Source organism: Klebsiella michiganensis, assembly GCF_002925905.1.
Lineage (GTDB): Bacteria > Pseudomonadota > Gammaproteobacteria > Enterobacterales > Enterobacteriaceae > Klebsiella > Klebsiella michiganensis.
Genome location: NZ_PRDB01000026.1, coordinates 26,090 through 49,922 on the forward strand (window position 1 = coordinate 26,090; position 23,833 = coordinate 49,922).

Annotated in this window: 20 protein-coding genes and 1 pseudogene; 11 read left to right on the plus strand and 10 right to left on the minus strand. The window is 53.9% G+C overall.

Going from position 1 to position 23,833, the window contains the following annotated elements; all coding sequences use genetic code 11:
* Positions 1–24: 24 nt before the first annotated feature.
* Positions 25–585, minus strand: coding sequence for a TetR/AcrR family transcriptional regulator (locus tag CDA56_RS28730; RefSeq protein ID WP_014228707.1), 561 nt, complete (start codon positions 583–585; stop codon positions 25–27).
* A gap of 215 nt (positions 586–800) precedes the next feature.
* Here CDA56_RS28730 and CDA56_RS28735 point away from each other — a divergent pair, with 215 nt between their 5' ends.
* The 5 genes from CDA56_RS28735 (at position 801) to CDA56_RS28755 (ending at position 8,054) form a co-directional block, all read left to right on the plus strand.
* Entirely contained in the window at positions 801–1,625 is an 825-nt protein-coding gene (locus tag CDA56_RS28735; protein ID WP_014228708.1) for an oxidoreductase, read from the plus strand.
* Positions 1,626–1,791: 166 nt separating this feature from the next.
* A complete protein-coding gene (locus CDA56_RS28740; protein WP_014228709.1) occupies positions 1,792–2,799 on the plus strand; it encodes an NADP-dependent oxidoreductase in 1,008 nt (335 codons plus the stop codon).
* A gap of 378 nt (positions 2,800–3,177) precedes the next feature.
* A complete protein-coding gene (locus CDA56_RS28745) occupies positions 3,178–3,792 on the plus strand; it encodes a TetR/AcrR family transcriptional regulator (RefSeq protein ID WP_025106190.1) in 615 nt (204 codons plus the stop codon).
* 75 nt (positions 3,793–3,867) lie between these two features.
* The gene (locus CDA56_RS28750; RefSeq protein WP_025106191.1) at positions 3,868–4,977 is read left to right on the plus strand and encodes an efflux RND transporter periplasmic adaptor subunit; all 1,110 of its coding nucleotides are present in this window, start codon (positions 3,868–3,870) and stop codon (positions 4,975–4,977) included.
* Positions 4,974–8,054: an efflux RND transporter permease subunit gene (locus CDA56_RS28755; protein ID WP_103815024.1), complete on the plus strand. Its 3,081-nt coding sequence runs from the start codon at positions 4,974–4,976 to the stop codon at positions 8,052–8,054. The genes CDA56_RS28750 and CDA56_RS28755 overlap by 4 nt, the downstream gene beginning before the upstream one ends.
* Positions 8,055–8,245: 191 nt before the next feature.
* Here CDA56_RS28755 and CDA56_RS28760 read toward each other — a convergent pair whose 3' ends face one another.
* From CDA56_RS28760 to CDA56_RS28775, 4 genes are read right to left on the minus strand one after another with little or no spacing between them, the layout of a single operon-like run.
* Positions 8,246–8,617, minus strand: a complete 372-nt coding sequence (locus tag CDA56_RS28760) for an aromatic amino acid transport family protein (RefSeq protein WP_227632979.1) — start codon at positions 8,615–8,617, stop codon at positions 8,246–8,248.
* A gap of 38 nt (positions 8,618–8,655) precedes the next feature.
* Complete coding sequence (locus CDA56_RS28765; RefSeq protein WP_103815026.1) at positions 8,656–9,885, minus strand: 8-amino-7-oxononanoate synthase family protein; 1,230 nt, start codon at positions 9,883–9,885, stop codon at positions 8,656–8,658.
* Complete coding sequence (locus CDA56_RS28770; protein ID WP_064375160.1) at positions 9,858–10,997, minus strand: MFS transporter; 1,140 nt, start codon at positions 10,995–10,997, stop codon at positions 9,858–9,860. The genes CDA56_RS28765 and CDA56_RS28770 overlap by 28 nt, the downstream gene beginning before the upstream one ends.
* Before the next feature lie 44 nt (positions 10,998–11,041).
* On the minus strand, positions 11,042–11,944 hold the full coding sequence (locus CDA56_RS28775) for a DMT family transporter (RefSeq protein WP_103815028.1): 903 nt from the start codon (positions 11,942–11,944) through the stop codon (positions 11,042–11,044).
* A gap of 213 nt (positions 11,945–12,157) precedes the next feature.
* Here CDA56_RS28775 and CDA56_RS28780 point away from each other — a divergent pair, with 213 nt between their 5' ends.
* Positions 12,158–13,249 (plus strand): iron-containing redox enzyme family protein, encoded by a 1,092-nt coding sequence (locus CDA56_RS28780; RefSeq protein ID WP_014228717.1) that lies wholly within the window; start codon positions 12,158–12,160, stop codon positions 13,247–13,249.
* Here CDA56_RS28780 and CDA56_RS28785 read toward each other — a convergent pair.
* From CDA56_RS28785 to CDA56_RS28795, 3 genes are all read right to left on the minus strand, one after another.
* Positions 13,229–13,807, minus strand: a complete 579-nt coding sequence (locus CDA56_RS28785) for a TetR/AcrR family transcriptional regulator (RefSeq protein ID WP_004849617.1) — start codon at positions 13,805–13,807, stop codon at positions 13,229–13,231. The two genes, CDA56_RS28780 and CDA56_RS28785, sit on opposite strands and share 21 nt — an antisense overlap.
* A 262-nt stretch (positions 13,808–14,069) precedes the next feature.
* A complete protein-coding gene (locus CDA56_RS31730) occupies positions 14,070–14,873 on the minus strand; it encodes an amino acid ABC transporter permease (protein WP_371858646.1) in 804 nt (267 codons plus the stop codon).
* A gap of 13 nt (positions 14,874–14,886) precedes the next feature.
* Entirely contained in the window at positions 14,887–15,558 is a 672-nt protein-coding gene (locus CDA56_RS28795; protein ID WP_025106197.1) for an amino acid ABC transporter permease, read from the minus strand.
* Positions 15,559–15,700: 142 nt separating this feature from the next.
* Between CDA56_RS28795 and CDA56_RS28800 the strand changes: the two are divergent.
* A pseudogene (locus CDA56_RS28800) lies at positions 15,701–17,112 on the plus strand (MmgE/PrpD family protein).
* A 4-nt stretch (positions 17,113–17,116) separates the two neighbouring features.
* Here the strand turns inward: CDA56_RS28800 and CDA56_RS28805 are convergent.
* Together CDA56_RS28805 and CDA56_RS28810 are read right to left on the minus strand one after the other, a co-directional pair.
* A complete protein-coding gene (locus tag CDA56_RS28805; protein ID WP_024359628.1) occupies positions 17,117–17,941 on the minus strand; it encodes a transporter substrate-binding domain-containing protein in 825 nt (274 codons plus the stop codon).
* A 400-nt stretch (positions 17,942–18,341) separates the two neighbouring features.
* Entirely contained in the window at positions 18,342–19,268 is a 927-nt protein-coding gene (locus tag CDA56_RS28810) for a LysR family transcriptional regulator (RefSeq protein WP_004131117.1), read from the minus strand.
* A gap of 158 nt (positions 19,269–19,426) precedes the next feature.
* Between CDA56_RS28810 and CDA56_RS28815 the strand changes: the two genes are divergently transcribed.
* The 4 genes from CDA56_RS28815 to citC form a co-directional block, all read left to right on the plus strand.
* Complete coding sequence (locus CDA56_RS28815) at positions 19,427–20,515, plus strand: 4-oxalomesaconate tautomerase (RefSeq protein ID WP_032749701.1); 1,089 nt, start codon at positions 19,427–19,429, stop codon at positions 20,513–20,515.
* A gap of 94 nt (positions 20,516–20,609) precedes the next feature.
* Positions 20,610–21,848: an MFS transporter gene (locus tag CDA56_RS28820; protein ID WP_064377351.1), complete on the plus strand. Its 1,239-nt coding sequence runs from the start codon at positions 20,610–20,612 to the stop codon at positions 21,846–21,848.
* A 79-nt stretch (positions 21,849–21,927) separates the two neighbouring features.
* Positions 21,928–22,830, plus strand: a complete 903-nt coding sequence (locus CDA56_RS28825) for a fumarylacetoacetate hydrolase family protein (RefSeq protein ID WP_032749698.1) — start codon at positions 21,928–21,930, stop codon at positions 22,828–22,830.
* Between the two features lie 21 nt (positions 22,831–22,851).
* A partial coding sequence (gene citC, locus CDA56_RS28830) for a [citrate (pro-3S)-lyase] ligase (RefSeq protein ID WP_104011500.1) occupies positions 22,852–23,833 on the plus strand: 982 nt, incomplete at its 3' end.

A 23,833-nucleotide genomic window follows, 5' to 3' on the forward strand; every position in this document is an offset into this window, starting at 1 on the left:
ATCGGCGGTGACTCTGCGCGATCGCTATTTTGCGGGCGTATCCTGATTGAGAATGCGCGATCGACAAACATCCAGAATTTCATCTGCCAGAGAGGAGCTATCAGGACAGGCGCGGGAAAGGACCAGCGCGCCGACAAGATGCGCAATCGTATCGATCAGGTCGGCACGCGTAAGGCCTTCCGCGGCTTTCTCATTTGCTAAGGTGGCCAGCTGAGCTTCAATGCCAGCCGCAAAGGTTGCCTTAATGGCTTCAGATTGACGCGCGGCGTCACTACCCAGAGCCGACATCACACACCCCTTTGCCATGTCATCACGATGTTGGCGGGAGAGGTAATACTCCACAAACGTTTTCCGGCTCACATCGGCCGTACGTTCTGCCGAACGCGTAAAGCCGCAATGCATCGCCTCCGATAATAAATCGGCCTTGGAACCAAAGTGTTTGTAAAACCCTCCGTGGGTTAAGCCAGCCGCTGACATCAGCTCCGCTACGCCTACGCCGTCGTAACCGCGCTCACGAAAAAGTTCTGAAGCCGTTTCAACGATTCGCATCCTGTTTTCGCGAACCTGCTCTTTTGACACTTTCATGGCTTACCCCCCTCAAAACAAAGGCTAAGTATACATTGATGATGATCATAATCAAACCAGTTGACTTTATAGATGATGATCATCATCATTAATCCTGCGCCTTTACCCGCTACCCAGCAGAGGAAGAAACATGACGAATTCCCCCTTATTTCACCCCTACGAACCTGGACGATAACGCTTGCTAACCTGAACAACATCTTGAGAGCGTACTCAGAATGAACAATAAACGTGTGGCTCTGGTGACAGGCGCTTCTTCAGGCATCGGCGAAGCGACGGCTCATCAACTTTTAGCGGCGGGTTATAAGGTTTATGGCACCAGCCGGCGTGGCTCTCAGGCGGGTACACACCGCTTTCCGCTGCTGACGCTTGATGTGACTGACGATGCTTCGGTCGGGGCCGCTATTGACGATCTGCTGCGCCTGGAGGGGCGGATCGATATTCTGGTCAATAATGCGGGCTTTGGGGTCGCGCCAGCCGCCGCGGAAGAAAGCTCTATTGAACAGGCCTGGAGCATTTTCGATACCAACTTTTTGGGCATCGTCAGGCTGACGCGGGCTGTGCTCCCTCATATGCGCCGTCAGGGCAGCGGGCGCATCATCAATATCGGTTCGATTCTCGGGGTCGTGCCGTTGCCGTATGTCGCGCTTTATGCGGCCAGCAAGCATGCGGTCGAAGGGTACACGGGAGCACTCGACCATGAACTGCGCACCCAGGGCATCAGGGTTTCCGTGATCGAACCTGCCTACATAAAAACGCAGTTTGAAGCCAATAACAGAGAAGCGGATGCAAAGCTGGAAGAGTATGACCTTATCCGGGCTAAGCTGACGAAAGTGGTCAGTAAGGCAATGGCCGAAGCGGAAAGTCCGGAGGTTGTGGCTAAGGTGGTGGTTAAAGCGGCCCAGGCTCTACGGCCCAAGATCCGCTACACGGCAGGATCGCTGGCCGGTAAATTGAATTTCATTCTCCGATTCGCGCCTGCAAAAATCCTGGATAAGGTCGTGCGCAACAGCCTTCAGCTTGATGCGAGAGAGTCATCATGACATTTTCGCGACTGGCCGCGTCAGGCATCGTCGAGCGGCGTGAAGGATATGCTAACGGGCAAATTCTGTTTGCCGTATTTATCGAGCCGTTACTGGGAACCGCTTTTTTACTCGGCAATAGCGGCGCCAGAAAACATATCAGGACAAATACCAGGAAACCAGCACCATGAAAGCCTTCACGTTTAAACGCTACGGTAAATCCCCGGCGCTGGGATTTGATGACGTCGATTATCCCACCCCCGCGGCTGATGAACTTCTGGTTAAAGTTTACGCCGTTGGCCTGAATCCCATTGATAACGTGATTCCTGGCGGCCTGTTCAAACCGATTTTGTCTTTTAAACTTCCCGCAACGCTGGGCAGCGACTTGTCCGGGGTGGTTGTGGCAACGGGAAGCCGCGTGACGCGTTTTAAGCCAGGCGATGAAATCTTCGCCAGTATTTTCGACAGGGGAACCGGTTCTCTTGCCGAATTTGCGCGAGTACCTGAAAATCTCGCTGCCATGAAACCCGCAAACCTGGATTTCGAACAGGCAGCGTCGCTCCCGATGGTGAGTCTCACCGCCTGGCAGGCGCTGACAGAGAGAGCCGGACTGCAGCCAGGGCAGAAGGTGTTCATCCCGGCGGGGTCCGGAGGAATAGGCAGTTTCGCGATCCAGCTGGCAAAGCATCTTGGCGCAAAGGTGGGAACGACCACAAGTTCAGGCAACCTTGCGTGGGTGAGTCGTCTTGGCGCAGATGAGGTGGTTGACTACAAAAAGCAGACGTTTGAAAACGTGCTGAGCGGCTACGATATTGTACTCGGCACTCTCCGGGGAGATTCGATTGAAAAAGCCGTTAAAATACTCAAGCCTGGTGGCAAGATTGTTTCCCTCACCGGACCATTGGATGCCGCGTTCGCCCGTGACCGGGGGTTAAATTTCTTTTTGCGTTTTATCTTTGCGCTGATGAGCCGAAAGATCCTGCGTCTTACACGAGTGCGGGGTCTTAGCTATTCGTTTTTATTTGTCCGCCCCGATGGCGAGCAGCTCGCGCAAATTAGCCAACTCATCGAATCCGGGCAGATCGGGCCTGCGATCGACAAGGTGTTTCCCTTTGCCGAAACAAAGGAGGCGCTGGACTATCTTGCCCGGGGCCATGCTAAGGGAAAGGTGGTCGTTAGGGTGTCTGGGTCATAACCGCAGCGGTTTTCCGCTTCAACAAAAACACTTTCGTTTAAATCCGTCGTCCTTACTCTCCATCGGGAGCGCCCTGAGGACGGCCTTAGCCTGCTGAGAAAAGCGGGCGTCACGCCGTAGCGTTCACTTCCATCATTGAGATAAGCTGTCATAGGTGAGCCGATGCTTTTGTTGGCAAAGGATTTTGTCTGATACAATTTTGCTCGGGGAGCATCCGAATCTGGCCCAACAGCGTATGTCGCCTGACGCGGACGCTCCGGGCAGGTGCCGTCACCTGTGAGGATGATATTGCGCGATCCTGAAACAAGTCGAAATCGTGACTTAATTCTAAAATGGTCACTTGTTGTCAATCAAGGCGCATCACGCTAAGCTGAAAAAATGACTAAGAATATGAACGTCCCACCATCACGCGGCCCGCTCGATCACAGCGTCCGGGAGCAAATCGTCGACGCTGCCTTTGAGCATTTCGGGCATTACGGCTATGAAAAAACCACCGTGGCGGAGCTGGCTAAATCTATCGGTTTTTCAAAATCTTATATCTATAAGTTTTTCGAATCCAAACAGGCTATCGGCGAAGTGATCTGCGCTAACCGCCTGGAAATGATCATGGCCGCGGTACTCTCAGCGGTGGCTGACGCGCCGTCAGCCAGCGAAAAATTACGCCGCCTCTTCCGGGCGCTCACCGAAGCGGGGAGCGAACTCTTTTTTCACGATCGTAAACTCTACGATATTGCCGCCGTCGCCTCGCGGGAGAAGTGGCCTTCAACAGAAAGGTATGCGGAACGGCTGTTAAAGCTGATTGAGAGCATTCTTGTCGAAGGCAGGCAGGCCGGGGAGTTCGAAAGGAAAACCCCCCTTGATGAAGCCACTTATGCGATTTATATGGTGATGTGCCCCTTCATCAATCCTGTTCAACTGCAGTTTAATCTCGAAACGGCCCCAACGGCGGCGGTTCTTCTCTCGTCGCTGATTTTAAGAAGCCTGGCCCCCTGATTTGTGACCATTGACTTTATTGGTCACTAGTCTGAGAATGCGGAAACCATCCTGTTATTTGATTAAGGGTTTCCCATGCTCAGGCTTCATTCAGCCCGCTTTGCCGCTTGTCTTCTGCCGTTGGCCCTCGTGGCCTGCGGTGATAACGCCTCGAGTGACGATCCGCGCACCCAGCCGCCGCTCGTCAGATCCGCATCCGTAGAACTCGCGCACGATACCTCTCGCACCTATACCGGCGTGGTGGTGGCAAGAACGCAAAGCGATCTTGGTTTTAGAGTGCAGGGTAAGATCCTTGAACGCTTTGTTGATACTGGCCAGACCGTTAAGCGCGGTCAGCCGCTGATGCGGCTGGATCCCGCCGACCTGAAGCTGCAGGCCGTGGCTCAGCAACAGGCCGTTGACGCCGCCAGGGCGCGGGCGCGAAAAGCCATCAGCGATGAGGCGCGCTACCGTGGCCTCGTTGGCGCTGGTGCAGTCTCCGCCTCGGAGTATGACCAGATCAAAGCGGCGGCAGATTCCGCGAAAGCGGATCTCAGCGCAGCCCAGGCGCAGGCAAACGTGGCGCAAAATGCCACGGGCTATGCCGTGCTGCTGGCCGACTCTGACGGCGTGGTGATGGAGACGCTTGCCGAACCCGGTCAGGTCGTCAGTGCCGGGCAGGCGGTGATCCGGCTGGCCAGAGCGGGGCAGCGAGAGGCGCTGGTACAGCTGCCGGAGACGCTGCGCCCTGCCATCGGCAGCGAAGCGCTGGCGACGCGCTATGGCGACGAAACGCAGCCCGTCGCCGCAAAACTGCGCCTGCTTTCCGATGCCGCCGATGCCACCACCCGTACCTTTGAGGCGCGGTACGTGCTGGAAGGCCCGCTAGCCAACGCGCCGCTGGGGGCGACCGTAACGCTGCACATCAAAAAACAGAGTGGGGAAAGCCAGGTCATGCAGGTGCCGCTGGCCGCGCTTTATGATGCGGGCAAGGGACCGGGCGTCTGGCGGATCTCCGCGCAGCCAGCCAGGGTCGCATGGCAGCCCGTCAAGGTGCTGAGCGTGGGCGAGGAGGAGGCGCAGGTAACGGGCGAGGTGAAGCCCGGTGAGAAGATCGTTGCGCTAGGGGCGCATCTTCTGCACGAGGGTGAGGCTGTCCGCCTGGCCGGGCAACCGGATACGGCCCGGACGGGGGATAAACCATGAGCCAGGGCCGCTTTAACCTGTCAGCGCTTGCGGTGCGCGAGCGCTCGGTCACGCTGTTTTTGATTATTCTGGTGACCATCGCCGGTATTTACGCCTTTTTTGGCCTCGGGCGAGCGGAGGATCCCCCCTTTACGGTTAAGCAAATGACGGTTATCACCGTCTGGCCCGGCGCGACCGCGCAGGAGATACAGGATCAGGTGGCTGAGCCGCTGGAAAAACGCCTGCAGGAGCTCAAATGGTATGACCGCACGGAAACCTATACCCGGCCCGGCATGGCCTTTATCACGCTCTCACTCCAGGACAATACGCCGCCATCACAGGTGCAGGAAGAGTTCTACCAGGCGCGGAAGAAGCTTGGCGATGAAAGCAGAAACCTCCCCGCCGGCGTGACGGGGCCGATGATAAATGATGAATTTGCCGACGTCACTTTCGCCCTGTTTGCGCTGAAAGCGAAAGGAGAACCGCAGCGCCTGCTGGTCCGCGATGCCGAAACGTTACGCCAGCAGCTCCTGCACGTCCCGGGGGTCAAGAAAGTCAATATTATCGGCGAACAGGCCGAACGGATTTATATCTCCTTCTCCCATGAGCGTCTGGCTACCATGGGGCTCTCGCCGCAGGATATTTTCAATGCGCTGAATAACCAGAACGCATTAACCGCGGCAGGTTCAATTGAAACGCGCGGCGCGCAGATCTTTATTCGCCTCGATGGCGCTTTCGATGAATTGCAGAAGATCCGCGATACGCCATTTATTGCTCAGGGTAAAACGCTCAAGCTGTCCGATGTGGCAACGGTAGAACGCGGTTATGAAGACCCGCCCACTTTGCAGATTCGTAACCAACATGAACCGGCGCTGCTGCTGGGGATCGTGATGCGTGAAGGCTGGAATGGGCTGGCGTTGGGTAAAGCGCTGGATGCCGAAACGGCAAAAATCAATGCCAGTATGCCGCTGGGGATGACCCTGACGAAAGTCACCGATCAGTCCGTGAATATCAGCGCCGCAGTCGATGAGTTTATGATCAAATTCTTCGTCGCCCTGCTCGTGGTGATGGTGGTCTGTTTTGTCAGCATGGGGTGGCGCGTGGGGGTCGTGGTCGCGGCGGCGGTTCCCCTGACGCTGGCGGTTGTTTTTGTGGTGATGGAGGCCGCCGGTATCAACTTTGACCGCGTGACGCTGGGCTCCCTGATTCTTGCCCTGGGCTTACTGGTTGACGACGCGATAATCGCCATCGAAATGATGGTGGTGAAAATGGAGGAGGGCTACGACAGAATCAAAGCCTCCGCCTACGCCTGGAGCCATACCGCCGCGCCCATGCTGGCCGGTACCCTGGTCACGGCTATCGGCTTTATGCCGAATGGTTTCGCCCAGTCCACCGCCGGGGAATACACCAGCAATATGTTCTGGATTGTTGGCCTCGCCCTGATTGCCTCATGGCTGGTCGCCGTTGTTTTCACCCCTTATCTGGGGGTGAAAATGCTGCCGGATATCGCAAAGGTAGAAGGGGGGCATACCGCCATCTATGACACGCCGCGCTATAACCGCTTTCGCCGCCTGCTGACCCGCGTTATCGCCAGGAAATGGCTGGTGGCCGGTTCCGTCATCGCGCTTTTCGCGCTGGCGGTCATGGGGATGGGGCTGGTGAAAAAACAGTTTTTCCCCACCTCTGACCGCCCGGAAGTGCTCGTTGAAGTGCAGATGCCCTATGGTACCTCGATTGAGCAGACCAGCGCGGCAACGGCCAAAATAGAGGACTGGTTGGAAAAACAGCCGGAAGCCAGGATAGTTACCGCCTACATTGGCCAGGGTTCACCGCGTTTTTACCTGGCGATGGCCCCCGAACTCCCCGACCCGTCGTTTGCCAAAATAGTGATATTGACGGACAGCCAGGCATCACGCGATGCGCTCAAATTGCGGCTGCGGCAAGCCGTGGCCAGCGGACTGGCGCCTGAAGCACGCGTTCGCGTGACGCAGCTGGTGTTTGGCCCGTATTCCCCTTTCCCGGTCGCCTGGCGAGTGATGGGGCCGGATACCGATACACTGCGCGACATCGCGGACCGGGTTAAGGGCGTGCTGCAGGCAAGCCCGATGATGAGGACCGTCAACACCGACTGGGGATCGCGCGTGCCGACACTGCATTTCACCCTCGATCAGGACCGTCTACAGGCAACCGGCTTAACGTCCAATGCCGTTGCTCAGCAGCTCCAGTTCCTGCTATCGGGCATTCCCATCACCGCCGTGCGGGAAGATATTCGCTCGGTGCAGGTGACGGGGCGCGCCGCGGGGGATATACGTCTGGATCCGGCCAAAATTGAAGGGTTTAGCCTGGTCGGCAATGCGGGCCAGCGCATCCCGCTCGCGCAAATCGGGAAGGTGGAGGTCAGAATGGAAGATCCTTTACTGCGTCGCCGCGACAGAACGCCCACAATTACCGTGCGGGGGGATATTGCCGACAATCTTCAGCCTCCGGACGTTTCCGCCTCCATCATGAAACAGCTGCAGCCGATTGTGGACTCGCTTCCGCCCGGGTACCGTATCGAAATGGCGGGTTCAATTGAGGAATCGGCTAAAGCCACCCGGGCGATGGCGCCGCTGTTCCCCATCATGATCGCCCTGACGCTGCTGATCATCATTGTGCAGGTGCGCTCAATGTCGGCCATGGTTATGGTATTTCTAACCGCTCCGCTCGGGCTTGTCGGCGTGGTTCCCGCGCTGCTGCTTTTCAATCAGCCATTTGGTATCAACGCCCTCGTCGGGCTGATCGCGCTTTCGGGCATTCTGATGCGTAATACGCTGATTCTTATCGGGCAGATTCACCATAATGAGAAAGAAGGTCTCGATCCGTACCATGCGGTCATCGAAGCGACGGTGCAGAGAGCCAGGCCCGTCTTACTGACGGCCATGGCCGCCGTTCTGGCGTTCATTCCTCTGACCCATTCGGTGTTCTGGGGGACGCTCGCCTATACCCTGATTGGCGGGACGTTGGGGGGAACCGTCATGACGCTGGTGTTCTTGCCCGCCATGTATGCGATCTGGTTCAGGATCCGTCCTGAAGCCCGGCGCCATGCTGAACAACATTAAGGCGCTCGCCTGCCTGCTCAACGAGCGCCTGGCGTGACCGTCCGAAAGCAGAGAAAAGCGCCGCAGTCCGCGGCGCTTTTCATCACGCCTGAATATAGCGATGAATATTGGGTCCCATGGTGTATTGTTCGGCTGTCAGATTGGTAAAACCGGGAGTTTTTGAATATTCGGGTTATCCCGGTTCTTTTTTATTAAAGAAAAGCGTAAATCATCCGTAGCCAGAGTATGGCTCCAACGGCAATAATCATTTTCAGGATGAAGTTACTTGCCGGGAAAAAATATACCGCCGGCAGTGCGGAACGCCTGGCCTTAATGAGTAAATAAGGCGGCAATAATATACTCCACAGCACCAGCGAGATGCCGGCAAAGGCCAGGGCAGACAAAAATCCTTGCGGGGCAAAAATACAGGCCAGCGCGGCAGGAAAATAGGTCAAAAATATGGCCAGCGGGCGTGAGCCCCCGCGGTTAATTTTGTTCAGCATATCCTCGAGATAATCACTCAAACCGATTGAGGCTGACATTAGAGAGGCTAAAACGGCAATACATCCAAAAGAGACCAGCATCCGTAGGCGGCCTGCCGAAGCAGGCCGGCAGCAGCTATTTATTTCGTGGCTTCAGCCAATGATTCTCTGAAGTTTTTATGGAAGTCGTCGATTTGCCCGCTCTCGTGGAGCGCCGACAATGCGCAGCGCAGAATGGCGTGTCCTTCTTCAACGGTTGGATACATCGCCACGGTCGTCGCGAAGCCGCGATCGTGCAGTTTTTTGCACATCGTGATGGCGAGATCTTCGTTACCAATCAGGATCCCCCGAATCGGCATCGTCGTACCCCGGTTAACGATGTCGATCTTACCGAAAACTTCATCAAAATAGCGAATGACGTTCTGAAGCTTCTCCTGGCGGGCAGCGACGGTGCCGTCCAGGTGAAGATCGGCGGCGGCTACGCAGGCGGCAATTCCAGGCAATGAAGGCGGCCCACCAAAGGCGTAGGTTGTGCCGTAGGTCTTAATAAAGTTGATGGTCTCAGCGTCGCGACAGGCGATAAATCCACCATGTGAGCCAAAGGCTTTAGACAGCGAGCCGGCGATAATAATACGCTCGTCAAGCCGATGGCCGAGGCATGACATAACGTATCCGGAACCGTACTCTCCGTAGATAGAGGTGCCGTGCGCATCGTCTATATACGCGTAGCCGTCATACTGATGCGCCATGCGGACAATATGCGCGACGGGGGCGACGCCGCCCATTGAGCCTACGCTGTCTGATACCGAGATCGGCGTTAATCCCTGGCTGGCCGCATAGCGAAAAGCCTCTTCAATCCGCGCCTTATCCTGAAAATCAATTCTGACGACTTCCCCAAACTGCTGTAAAAGTCCGCGGTTGATCTGCAATGTCGCGTGCGCGGTCTTCTCCATAATAAAATAGGGTTTTTTGCTGAACGTAAAATGCGGCAGCGTCCCGGATGCCAGCAGCGGCAGCACCGCGATATGGCAAGGGGTCACGGCGTTAAACGTCAGAGTATGAGCCCCATGCATGATGTCGTTCAGTCGTGCTTCCAGCTGCGGGAACAGATCGACTTTTACCCGCGTTCTGGCGACAGAAACCTGCACGCCAAAACGCTCAATGGCGTCGACAACCGCTTTTTTCAGCGCCGGGTGAGTCTCTAGCCCAAGATAAGAGCATGAGACAAATTCCACCATTTTTCTGCCATCGTCGAGGGTAATGACCTTGCCGTCCCTTTTTACCGCGACCAGTTCATTAATATGTTCAGAGAATACCCGGGTCTGATATTTTAGCGACCTGTCTATTTTCCTTTTTTGCCAGTTTTCCATTGCGTTACCTTCATTGTCGTGACTACCAGAAGAGACAGAATTGCCAGCGTTAACGTGCTTGCACCGAGGGTTCTGTCAAACCCCATACCGGTATCCGTTAGTTTTACGGCGAAATAGCTGATGGCGCCGGCGCTCACCGTTTGAATAAATCCGGTGACGGACGCCGCAATACCTGTTTTGCTGCCTTTGATTTGCAGCGCGATAAAATTCGCGCTCGGGTAATAGGCGCCAAGGGTGAGGTTAAAAATCATCGAGCCGGCGATGCATAATAGTAGTGAGTGGCTGCCGATAATAAATGGGGTAACCGCTAGCGCATTCAGGATAAATAAAATCCACGGGTTAATTATTCGCTCAAATTTTGCGATCTGATTGCCAATAATAAAAAATAATACGGAAGCAGAAAAGAGCAGCGAGTAGTGCATGGTGCTTAGCCCCAGCTGCTGCATAAAAATGGCCGGCGACAGCGAGATATAGCAAAACAGCGAACTCAGAATCAGCGAAACCAGCAGCGTTCCCTGAATAAATGCCGGGGTGATAAACCCGGAAGAGGAGGGCGCCGCGGCCGCATCATGCTGCTTAAGGCGACGCGGAGAGAGCACAAGGGTGACGACGCTAAACAGGGCCATAACCAGGAATATCGAATTCCAGCTCAGATAGCCGAGGAGTGCGGCGCCGGCCAGCGGCGCAATAAGAGGAACCACCGCGCTGGCGGAAGAAATATCGGAAAGCGCGCGCTTGAGCGTTAGCGGGGAGAACGTCTCTTTAGCGATAGCTTTAGACAGGACCGGCCCGGCGCCGGCGCCCAGGGCCTGTAACGCCCTGCCGGCCAACAGCATCATTAAACTATCGGACATAAAACAGAGGAGGCTGCCCGCGAGGAAAAGCAAAAAGCTGGCCGTCAGTACGCGTAATTTACCCAGCTTTTCGCCAAGAAATCCTGATAATAACTGGCTCGCCGCGTATATCACCAGAAAACCACTAATGGTTAACTGAATAGCCGAATAATCGGTAGTAAACGCTTTTTGTAATAGGGGCAGCGCGGGCACGATCATATCTGTCGCCAGCGCGGAAACCGATGCGGCGAGAATAAGGTATAAGTATATCCTGAGCATGTTAAACTCTTCGGTGAATATGGGTTAAAACGTTAGATTATTATTTATGAATACGCCGCTGCTTTTTTAGCGACTGAGCAAATCGCGATTCCGGTCAAAATTAATAGCGAGCTCAGTAAATGATAGAGATGCGGCTGGGTATGTAAAAACACAATGCTTAATATGCCGCCGGAAAGCGGAATAATATGGGTATAAATCTCACCGCGAGTCGCGCCAATAGCCGCGATGCCTTTATTCCAGAACAGGTAGGCCAGCCACGAGGGGAAAATCACCAGATACGCCAGTCCAGTAAGGAAAGCGATATCGTGGTAGGCGGCGAATGAGGTGGCGGGGTGCAGCCACAGCCAGAAAATCACCACCGGAAGCAGAATAAGGGCGCCAAGAAGCGAACTGACGGCGACGAAAGCATTGGCGGGGATACGACGATCTTTGTTACGCAACAGCGAGCAGTATACTGCCCAGCTTAGCGCCGAGCCCATTGCCCACAGATCGCCCTGGCTAAACCCTTTTAGCCCCTCTGCGTTGCTCAGGTTGCCATGCAGCAGGAGCAGCAGCACCCCTGCGGTACTAAAGATCACGCCCCACCAGTTCCGCGCCGATACCCGGTCATGGAAAATCAGGCGATTAATCATCAGCACCATACAGGGGGTCGCAGACATGTAAATCGCTGCGTTCAGCGCAGACGTCGACTGCAGACCAATATAGAGGGTTAAGGGAAAGCTCACCTGTCCACACAGCGTTAGAACCAGCAGCGTTGCGCCATTCTGGCGGAACAACGGCCGACTGTCGCGGATTTGCCGCTGATACAGCAATACCAGCAGTAGTGCGGTCAACGCCCATCTCGCTTCGGTCATGAGAATCGGATCCGCGCCCTGAACGAGAATATGCCCTACGACATAATTCCCTCCCCAAAACAGGGCCGCCAGCGTGAGTAACAGGTAAGGCATGCTCATTCCTTGCATCGCTTAGAACTGTACTAAATGGTAACTTTATTTTTTTTAATATATCAATTAAATTTTATGGTTATTGGAGGATTTTATTATTTTTTTATTTTAAATCATGCGTTTAAAAATTAGTTACCTGTGTGCAAAAAATCTGATTGCAGCATATTTGTCTGTACGATAACGTATACATACCATGCATTATACAGGGATAAATCAATGCGTAAGACAGAAAATGGTTTCACCGGGAACGAACAACATTCCGCAATGGCCAGGCTCTCTCTGGATGACATGATTGACCAGCTTCTTCACAGCAACGCGCTTTCACTGAAACTGACGGCCAATCCGCTACTGGCGGACAGAGCCTGGTACCTGACCGAAAATACCTGTACTAAGGCTTTTACCGCCAACGATCCGCAAGCGAAAAAACGTGCCCACAGCGCGCTGTTTAAACTCTACCAGGCGTGGCTGGCGGAGCCGCTATCGGCGGCGGCAAAAAACCAGTTTCATCCATTACTCTGCGGGATCAGAAGCTACATCGAATCAGAATGGCTCCGGGTGGAAAAAAAACGTTTCAGTTTCCCGATACCCGCGCTTGACGCCGGGAATATCGTTGAGGAACTCCGTCATTTATGTCAGAAACATCCGGCTTCGCACCATCCCCTCTTTGATTTCCTCTCCTCTTCCGCCTCTGCTACGCAAATAGACTATTTCTTCAAAAGCGATAGCGCGCTCAATTTGCTGTTTTTCGATCTGGTCGCGATGGGGCTGGTCGGCTCTCTGCCAGAAACGCGTGCAGAAATTGCCCAGAACCTTTGGGATGAAATAGGCCAGGGCAGCCAGGAGTTTACGCACGTTAATTTGTATAAGGATTTGCTGAAGCGCAGAGATATTGCGCTACCTGAAAACCATTTCGCCCATCTGTATGACTGGCAGGGGCTCGCCGGGTATAACGCGTTCATGCTGGGCGGCGTTAACCGTCAGCATTACTACAAATCGCTCGGCGTGATGGCGATGACGGAACTGCTGGACCCGCCGCAGTACCAGAAGCTCGTGACCGGGTGCCGTCGCATTGGCCTTACGGATCGCGACGTGCATTATTACGCGGAACATATCGAGGTTGATATCGGTCACGCCGATGGGTGGCTGAATAACGTTATCGTTCCGATCGGCAATAAAAACCCGGCTGCGCTGGAGGAGGTCTACGTTGGCGCAGCGCTGCGTCTTCAGACCTGCTGCGATTACTACGATTGTCTGCTGGAGGCGTTACGTACCGTTGTTGAACGCGAGTCAGAGGGTGCCGCCCTCTGAATAAATAAGCGCTTTTGCCGCGCTCCAGGCCGTTATTCCGGGAGGGATCTCCCGGCATTCCGAGGACTCCGCCTGCTGAGCGGCAATGGCGCCGTCAATCAGCATGAGCATCATCATCGCCACCCGTTCCGCAGGTTCCGGTTTTAACAGCAGGGTAAGAATGTCGCGGAAAAACTGGTAGAGGCGCGATTTAAACCGTGAGCATGTCGCCCGGATAGCGGAAGACGAGGTTCCATATTCAAACAGGGCGCGGGTGAACATGCAGCCGTGGAAATCCTCACAGGTGAACCAGTTATTGTAATATTCGAAGACGGCAAACAGCTTCTCGCGGCCCGAAGGTTTATCGGCGGTAATCTCCTGCAGCGCCTGCATAAACTCACTCTCTTTCTGCTGTAAAATATCAAGAATGAGCGCCTCTTTATCCGCATAGTAGCGGTAGAAGGTCATTTTGGAGATGCCTGCATTCTCCGATATCCGGTCAATACTCGGCGACTGATACCCCTCTTTGTTAAACAGAGACATTGACTGGCGGATAATTTCCGCTTGTTTTGGCTTCATACTGTTTCCCGTGGAATGAAGTAATACAGAGGGTTTCTGGTAGCGAGCAGTCATTCATTTGATATGGCGGGCGGCACGCTGCAACGACGTATGCGCAATGTCATCCCGATGGCCGATATCCCAGCCCCTGCGGTGAGCGGCATCAGTGAACGCGTTGACCCATAAAAATTGTTGTCGATTCTTACATCCGGCTGCAAAAAAAGCAAAAATCCCTCAGGCGATCTTTGCGCTACGCGAATCAGGGCTGCGCTGGGCCGTCACGTTATGCCCTTAGCCCTCCACGCTGCGCGCGGGGAGGATAAAGAGAGGCCCGGGAGAAGTCAGCATCCCCCCGAACAGGGGGTGATGTTTTTGTGATGCACATCATAAAATAACGCCTGGTTATTGTGATGTTATTTGCAGTCAATGGATTTGCATTTGAATCAACCCGCGCTATCTCTGCGGGTTTTTTTTCGTCCGGCGATGGTCGGCGGGCGGCGACTCCGCCTGCTGTAAATAGTCCTGATACCAGCCGGTGATACGTCGGGTCACCGGATTTTCGTTGAGGTCGAAGCGCCTGCCGTCGAGCCTGTTTACCGGGGTAATACCTGCCAGCGTTCCGGTGACAAAAGCTTCGTCCGCAGTGAAGGCTTCGGCAAGAGTAAAGGATCATACGCCGCAGCATCACGCCCGGCGGCATGCCTAAGGCTTTGGCCCCTTCCCACTGCCCGCGTTCGATGGACTGTAGCCCGGCGCGAAAAATCTCGGTGCTGTAGGCGGCGGTGTACAGGGTTAACGCCAGCGCGGCGGCGCCAAAAGTGGAAAACTGAATGCCCACCAGCACCGGAAAGGCATAGTAGAACCAGATGAGCTGGATAAGCACCGGCGTATTGCGGAACACCTCGACAAAGGCGCTGGTAAGGGGATAAAAATAGCGCGGCCCGCGGGCACGGACGACGCCAACGGCAAGCCCGATCAGCGTGCCGACAATTCCCGCCAGCAGCCATAGCTCCAGCGTAACGCCCAGTCCCTTCAGCAGTACCGGCAAGTTTTGCCAGACAAGGGAAAAGTCCCACTGATAATGCATGGTTGTTCTCTCGTTAACGTGAGTCGGAGACGGCAAGGCGTCGTTCAAGCAGCTGGCTGCCCTGGCTGATAATCAGCAGCAGGGTGAAGTACATCACCGCAATAAGCGAATACACTTCCAGGGGCCGGTAAGTCTGACTGTTGATTTGCATCGCCTGATACAGCAGCTCGCTGTACGCCAGAGACGAAGCAAGGGCGGTGGATTTGAGCAGTTCGAAAGAACGCTCAAGGAAAGGAGGAATCATTCTGCGCAGCGCCTGAGGGAAAATGACCCGGCGGAGCGCGGTGGCGCGCGACATGCCCAACGCCTTCGCGCCTTCCCATTGTCCGGCGCCGATCGACTGGATGCCGCCGCGGTAAACTTCGGCATAAAACGCGGCCGACTGGGCGGAGAGCGCCAGTACCGCGGCAGCAAACGGCGAGAGCGTCAGCGGGCTGACGACTGGCAGAGCGTAGTAGATCCAGAAGAAGTGGACGATAGCGGGAGTATTACGATAAAAGCCGATCAGTATCAGCGCCGGAAGACGGAAGAACGTTAGCGGCGAGGCCTTCATCAACGCCAGCGCAATGCCGGCCAGCATGCCGAATAAAATACTGGTGACGCCGATCTGAATGGTACCCCACAGCCCCTCCAGCAACAGCATGCGATATGGCCAGATGGCGGCAAAATCCCATTGATACGACATAGTTCTGGAACCCCTGAAAAACGCAAAACGATGGTGATGGTTTTAGAACGACATCATCTTAGCAGTAGCGAAATGTGATAATTAAATAATAAAAACCATTGCTATTATCTCTTTTGGTTATAAATATTTACGCGAGAAAGCAATGCCAAACTCTGATTCCTTAACCGCTACGCTGGCGCGTTTTGCCGGCGAACTCACCCCGTCTGCGATACCGGCGTCGGTGAAAGCCAGGATCGCTCTGCATTTTATTGATAGCCTGGGCTGCGGCGTTGCCGGCTGCGAAGACAGCGTGCTGCGGAAAAGCGCGCGGGTTATTCGTAGCCAGTACGCGACCGGCAAAAGCGCGGTGCTCGACGGTGGAACTCCGCTCTCCGCCAGCGGCGCCGCGTTCCTCAACGCCGCTGCGATAAACGCGCTGGATTATGACGATGGTTTTGAAGTCGCCGGGCGGGGGATGGGGCATCCCGGCGCCACGCTGGTGGCCGGGGCGCTGGCCGCGGTGGGCCAGGGCGGGCCGGTCAGCGGCGGGGCGTTGCTGACCTCTCTGGTGGTGGCCTGGGAAATCAACAGCCGCGTGATTATCTCTCAGCAGCCGAGTCCTGAACGGTTTCAACAAGTGTACGGCGTGTGCCAGCACGAATCGCTGGGGGCGGCGGTGGCGTATGGTTTACTGCGCGGCTGCGATGCCGCGGGGCTGGAAAATAGCCTGGGACTGGCCGCCTCGTTAACCCCTTTGCCCACGTTGCATAAATACAACTGGCAGGCGCGTCCACTGGTTTCGTTTAAGGATTACAACGCGCCGGCGGCAGAGGCCGGCGTACGCGCGGTGGAGCTACACCTCTCGCGGGGATAGTGGGGCCGCGCGAGATACTCGATGGTGAACAGGGATTCTGGCGGATGTCAGGCTCCGACCGCTTTCAGCCAGAACGGCTGACGGAGCATCTGGCGACGCACTGGCAGCTCAGGCACGCCAGTTTCAAAGACTATCCGGTATGTCGCTGGATGCATACGGCGCTGGCGTCGTTTGAGCGTCTGCTGGACCGTATTCCGTCGCCAGAGTCGATTGAGCGGATTCGCGTTTACGGTAGTTTTACCCTGGCGCGTTTTTTCGCCGACGCGCGTCCCGTCAGCAATACCGATGCGCAGTTCAGTCTGCCGCTGGCGATAGCCTGCCTGGCGTTTAAAATCGCGCGTCATCAGTGGAGCAGCGATCGGACGCGCGGCGCGGCGCCACTCCTTGCCTTCGCTGACCGGGTTGAAATCATCGCCGATGAGACCTTTGAACAGCTGATGCTGCAGCATCGCCGTCCCGCCGCGCGCGTGGACATTGTGGTAAAGGGAAGGACGATCGCCGGAGAGCGTATCGACTTCCCGCCGGGGTGTGCAGAAAATCCGCTGCCGGAACAGCGGATCGTGGATAAATGCGTGGCCAACCTATCATCACGCCTCAGCGCGCCGCGGGCAGCGCGGCTGATTGACGCTCTGCTGGATATGGAACGCTGCGCGGACATTGGCGCGGCAATCTCGCCGCTTCTGTCCGCGCCAGGAGAGTAGTCGCTTATTTCCACTCTTCTTTAATCACCGAGGGCACTTTGCTGATATCCACACCGCGTAGCTTAAGGGCGTCTTCATAAAACTGTTTGCTCTGTCCCGACTGGTAAATTTTGGCAAACTCTTCATTCAGAAAGTTGCGGAAGCGGGGATCGCTCTCTTTGCGCAGCGCGCCGCCGGTGCTGATGGCAATAATCGGTTTTGGCAGAATCAGGTTGCCTTTGTGCACTTTTGCCTGCTGCAGAGCCAGCGCCGGGTGGACGTACGAGAGGGCGTCGACGCGTCCGGCGTAGAAGGCTGCGACGCCTTCATCCATATTGGTAAAGCGCACCAGCTGCACTTTGGGTAATTTTTTGGTCAGTATCAGGTCCGGGCTGCTGCCGAGCGTGACGCCAATCTTAATATCCGGGCGATTGAGATCTTCCCAGCTCTCGGCCTTCACGCCGTCGCGGATCAGGACCCCCTGCGCATACCAGAGGAAAGGCTGGTCGGAAAAGTCGGCGGCTTTGCGGCGTTCATCGGTGGGGTCCAGCACCAGCATGGTATCAATCTGCCCGGCCTGCAGCGCGGCGACCGCATTTCCCCAGGTGGTCTCCACCGGCACCAGTTTTACGCCTAAATCTTTTGCCAGTACTTTACCCACGTTATAGCCAATGCCGTTCCACTGACCGGTGGCTGGATCTTTGAAATACCACGGTTCTCCCTGCGCGACGCCGATGCGCAGTTCGCCCGATTGCTTAATATGATCCCAGGTGGACTCTTCGGCATGGCTGAAAAAAGGCGCGGCGGCGATCGCCAGCGACAACAGCAATTTATGAATTTTTGTTGGCATATTTTTACCCTGATGAGAAAGTCATTTCTGAAAAACAACGTATTACGCGAACACGATAACGGAGTTTGTTATCAGTGCATTATTATTTTTTGGTTTAACTCATGCCCGAATGTTATTTGCTGATACCTAACCGGTTTCGCTTAAATTACGGCGCGTTGCACATATTATTCATAACTTAATGCGCTATTGTTCTAAGGTGCTTTATTTCCGTCGCCGAATATAAAAATTCCGATCTGGTGGGAGTCATAGTTTGCCGGGACGTTAAAAATATCACTTCTGACAGCCAGGCTTATAAAAGAGCGACAATAATTGCCAGACGAGCGCGTCCCCGGCCTGAAAATGATATCGCCGCGTCCCTCACGCAGCGTCAGGCGCTAGAGTGCCGAAGATAAAAGCGGCTCTACCGGGTAAATTTCCCTATCCACGGGCTGCTTGTATCCTGTGACCAGAGTTGTAATAGCATCTCCCTGAACTTTTCCGCTGCAGGGCTCAGCGCCGTTTCTCTGCGCAGCACGAGACCGAGCGTGCGGCGAATAACCGGCTCAACGAGCGGACGGCTGACAAGAATGTGATGCTCATCGGTCGGCATGGCCAGACTGGGAACCACCGCCACGCCAAGCCCTGCCTCTACCATACCCAGCGACGTCGACAGATGCCTGACTTCATAGAACCAGTTGGGCTTCCAGTCCATATTCTCCAGCGCTTGATCGATCAGCGAGCGGTTACCGCTTGAACGTCTAACGCCAATAAGCCTGAAGTTGGCCAGGTCTTCCCACAAGATCAGCGATTTCTGCGCCAGTTCGTGGTCCCGTCGGCAGGCTAATACGAAAGGTTCATTGACCAGCGGCGAGAAATCGATATTGGGATGTGTGATGTTTATCATGTTTATGCCGAAATCTGCGTCACCGTTTAAGACGGCTTCAAGACAATCGCTGGCGCTATGCTCGAGGATGCGGATACGGATATTGGGGTAGTGATTGTTATAGTCCCTGATGACCGAAGGGAGGAAATAGAACGCCGCGGTGGGGAGGCAGGACAGGGTGACAACGCCGCTTTGATGGGTGGCCATTTCTTTAATACTCAGGATCGAGCTTTCATAAAAATCTATTAAATTCTTTGCCTTAGGTAAAAACTCTCTGCCTACAGCCGTGAGTTTAATGTTTCTGGTTGTCCGTTCAAATAGCGTAGCTCCCAGCTGCTCTTCAAGTTTTTTAATCCGGCGGGTTAACGCCGGTTGAGATGTGTGAAGAAAATGTGATGCTCTTGTGAAACATCCAATTTCTGCAATTTTAACAAACGCTTGTATACCTTGAAGATCGTGCAGCATGAGATTTCACTCCAGACTTTATCGCGATGCAAACACACTAACCTAACCGCTATTTATACGCAAAACGTATTAATGGTTGGTTTTATTGGCATTAGCATTATGTATTCGTCTGTGGAATCCTGACATTGCTCTTATCAATGCGTGAAACGAGAAACATAATGTTAAAGATTCCTTGTGTACTGATGCGTGGCGGTACTTCGAAAGGCCCGGTGCTTCTGGCCAGTGATTTACCGACAAAAATTGAAGAACGCGATGCTGTGCTGCTGGGCTTAATGGGCGCGGGTCACGAACTTGAAATTGATGGTATTGGCGGCGGCAGCCCCCAAACCAGTAAAGTCGCGATTGTTAGCCCCTCGGACAGTCCGGATGCTGACGTCGACTATTTATTTGTTCAGGTGATGGTCAACGAGCGCCGCGTCGATACCACGCCTAACTGCGGTAATATGCTCTGTGCCGTAGGGCCCTTCGCGATTGAAAAAGGCCTGGTTAAGGCGCAAAGTCCGGTGACGACAGTGCGAATCCGCAACCTGAATACCGGTACGCTGGTTGATGCGGAAGTACAAACGCCGAATTTTTATGTCAACTATGAAGGCGATACGCACATTGATGGCGTTCCCGGCTGCGCTGCGCCGATTGGCCTGACTTTCCTTAACTCCGCCGGATGCAAGACGGGAAAGCTGCTGCCAACCGGTAACGTCGTCGATGTGATTGATAATGTGGAAGTCACCTGCATTGATATGGCGATGCCGATGGTGCTGATTAGGGCAGAGCGGATGGGCAAAACGGGAGACGAATCACCGGCCGACCTCGATGCCGATCGCGCGTTTATGAATAAGCTGGAAACGATCCGGCGCAAGGCAGGAGCGAAAATGGGGCTGGGCGATGTCGCCGATAAAGTGATCCCTAAACCGGTTCTGCTGAGCGCGCCCGGCGCAGGCGGGACCATCAGAGTTCGTTATTTTATGCCTCATACCTGCCATAAATCACTGGCTATTACGGGCTCTATCGGCATATCCACGGCCACGATAATTGAAGGATCGGTGGCCCATCACATTGTGGCCGACCAGCCGAGGACGCCGTATACCAATATTATTAATATTGAACATCCGAGCGGAAAAATTTCCGTATCTTTACTCAAAGAGGGAGATGATATTGAGAAAACGCGTGCCGCAGTGATTAGAACCTCCCGTAAATTATTTGAAGGCACGGTTTGCGTCCCGGAATATGTTTTAGCGGAGGAATTATAAATATTTTATATCATTAATGCGGTGCAATACTGATGTCCTCTCGCGTGTAGTTGCTACATAACTCTGTACCTAAAAAAATAATGTCGAGGATTTTATGGCTATAACCCATACGAAAGATAATCAGCTTAATTCTGCTCCCGTCAAGGTCAGTAATTATATTCGGATCATCCTGGCCCTGGCGCTATCCGGCCTTGCAGAATTAGCCTCACTCTTTTTTATTCAACCTCTGTTACCCGTTCTCGCCGTCGAATATGATGTGCCGGTGAGTCAGGTGAGTATCATTCTCTCCGCAGAAACGGCGCTTCTGGCTATCGGATTATTATTCACCGGGACGCTGTCCGATCATTACGGCAGGAAAAAATTAATTATCGTTTCGCTGCTACTTGGCGGACTGCTGACGATGCTCTGTCCTCTGGTCGAATCATGGGCGATGCTGGTGGCCCTGCGTGCGGTTATTGGCCTGGCGCTCAGCGGTATCGCTGCTGCCGCAACCGCCTATATCAGCGAGGAGGTCGCGCCGGTGGTGGCGGGGGTGGTCACCGGATACTTCGTTTTTGGTAACTCGATGGGAGGGATGTCCGGGCGTATTGTGGCCAGCCAGCTGATCGACCATATCTCAATAAATACCATTTTCTATGGTTTTGCGATCAGCCTGATTTTGGTGGCTTTGCTGGTTAACTTTTTACTCCCGGCGTCTCAGAACTTTAAGCCAACGCAAAACCTCAACGTTCTTCGCGTGGTGAAAGGCGCGGCATCTCACTTTAAAAATAAAAAGCTGGCGTTAGCCTTCGTGATTAGCTTCATCATCTTTGGGGTATTCACCTCTCTCTATAACTACCTGGCTTTCTTCCTGAAAGGCGAACCCTTTCATATTTCTCCGGCGAATGCGGGCCTGCTCTCCTTTAGCTTTGCCTTAAGCTTTTTTACCGCCCCTCAGGCGGGACGACTTTCCGCAAAATACGGCAGTATGAGAGTCCTGCGCGCGCTGTTTGTGATGATGGCGCTGGGAATGCTGCTGACTTTAACGTCTAACGTCGTCACCTTTATTATCGGCGCGGTCATTTTTACCGGTTGTTTCTTTGGTTGCCACTCCATTGGCTTAAGCTGGGTAAGTAAAAATGCAACGCATGCACGTGGCCAGGCCGTCGCGCTGTATCTGTTCTTCTACTACATGGGCGGCTCAGTGATTGGTTTCGTGAACGGCTTTGTTTTCCACTCTATGGGCTGGCAGGGGATGACGGGATTCATTATTGCGCTACTGGCCGTGGGGGCGGTGGTTGCAACGTATTTGTCTTCCAGCGAAACAAAAGTCATGGTTCCGGTTGAGTCTTAAACCCTTCGTGGCGAAGTGAATGACTCACGTCATCTCCAGTGGCGTGAGTAAAGAAATTCAATGTTAGTAAGGTGTCATCATGAAATTAGCAAGCTATGTTCATCATGGTCGTAAGAGTTATGGAATATTGACGGATACAGGCATTATTGACCTGGGTGGCAAGATTGGTCATCAATATCGTACGCTGAAGGACTTACTGCAGTGGGGCGCTATTGAGATCGCCGGCCAATATGTTAATTATCCGGTCGATGTCATGATGGCTGATATTACTTTTTTACCGGTCATTGAAAATCCAGGGAAAATTTTCTGCGTCGGTATGAACTATGCGGAAAAAAGAAAAGAGTTTTCTGAAACCAGCGATGCGCCGACCCTCTTTATTCGTTTTCCTGACTCGCAAACCGGTCATGCAACGCCGATATTAAAACCCGCGCTATCCAATGAATTTGATTATGAAGGTGAGCTGGCCGTTATTATTGGCAAACCGGGTATGAATATCGATACTGACGCTGCCCTGAGCCATGTTGCAGGCTATAGCTGCTATATGGATGGATCGGTGCGCGACTGGCAGCATGCCTGGTTTACCGCCGGGAAAAACTGGCGGCAGACCGGCGCGTTTGGTCCCTGCCTGACAACCGTTGATGAAATACCCGATCCCCACCGCTTGTCTATTCAAACCTATTTGAACGGCATTATGGTTCAGAATGATTCGACGAGCAGTATGATCCATAAAGTTGCCGATCTGATTAGCTATATCAGTACTTTTACGGCGCTCAGCGCCGGCGATGTCATTATTACCGGCTCCCCAGGCGGCGTCGGTAAAAAAAGAACGCCCCCACTCTTTATGCACGAAGGCGATCGGGTCGAGGTGGTAATTGAAAATATTGGGCATCTCATGAATACGATTGTCGAATCAAAACCGCAGCACGAATTGCAGATGTCGTCGTCTCCGCGGGCTCAGACAAGATTATTTGACGCTCATTAAGGTATGGGCAGGAGAAACAAGATGTACACCGACCAAACGCTAGAATTCGAGAAAGTGGAAACTAGCAACGGTACCTTCAGAGACGAAATTATTCTCTTTCTGAAGAACAATGGATTAGGCATCGACGGCGACATTGAGCAATTTGTTGTCGCGCGCTGCCAGCGGCAGCTGGTTGCCTGCGCCGGGCTTGCGGGGAATACGTTAAAATGCATTGCGGTTGCCAGAGAGTGGCGCGGGACAGCGTTAGGCCTGAAAATCATTCATGAAGCGGAGCTGCAGGCTGTTCAGAACGGCGAACATCAGCTTTTTCTCCTGACGTGTCCGGATAATGTGCGGTCGTTCCAGGGATGCGGATTTTATCCTTTGGTCACCCTCGATAACAGGGCGACGCTGATGGAGAATTCGCCGGTTGGCATCCATCGCTACTGCCGCCAACTGCGGGGCCAGCATTTGGTGACGGCCGGAAATATCGGCGGGATTGTGATGAATGCAAATCCCTTTACGTTAGGGCACCAGTATCTGATTGAGCAGGCTGCAAAAGCGTGCGACTGGCTGCATGTCTTTGTCGTTGAGGAAGATCTGTCCACGTTTTCCTTTCGGCAACGGTTTGCCATGGTTCAGGAGGGGTCACGGCATCTGCCTAATATTACGGTCCATCCTGGCTCAAAATATATTATTTCTCGAGGAACATTCCCCGGTTACTTTCTCAAAGAAAAACAAATTATTAACGAGGTGTATGCCGCAATCGATTTGCTTATGTTCCGCCGTTACATTGCACCGGCTTTAAATATTAATCAGCGCTTTGTTGGTACTGAACCCTTCTGTAAGGTGACCGCGCAATATAATGACGCAATGCATCACTGGCTGGAGGATGAGATGACAATACCTGCCGCCAGTATCAAGGTGAATGAGATTCAGCGGATGACCGATATGAATAATTTTCCCATCTCCGCCTCTGCGGTCAGGAAATTGTTAAGTCACGAAGATATGCACACCGTTAAAA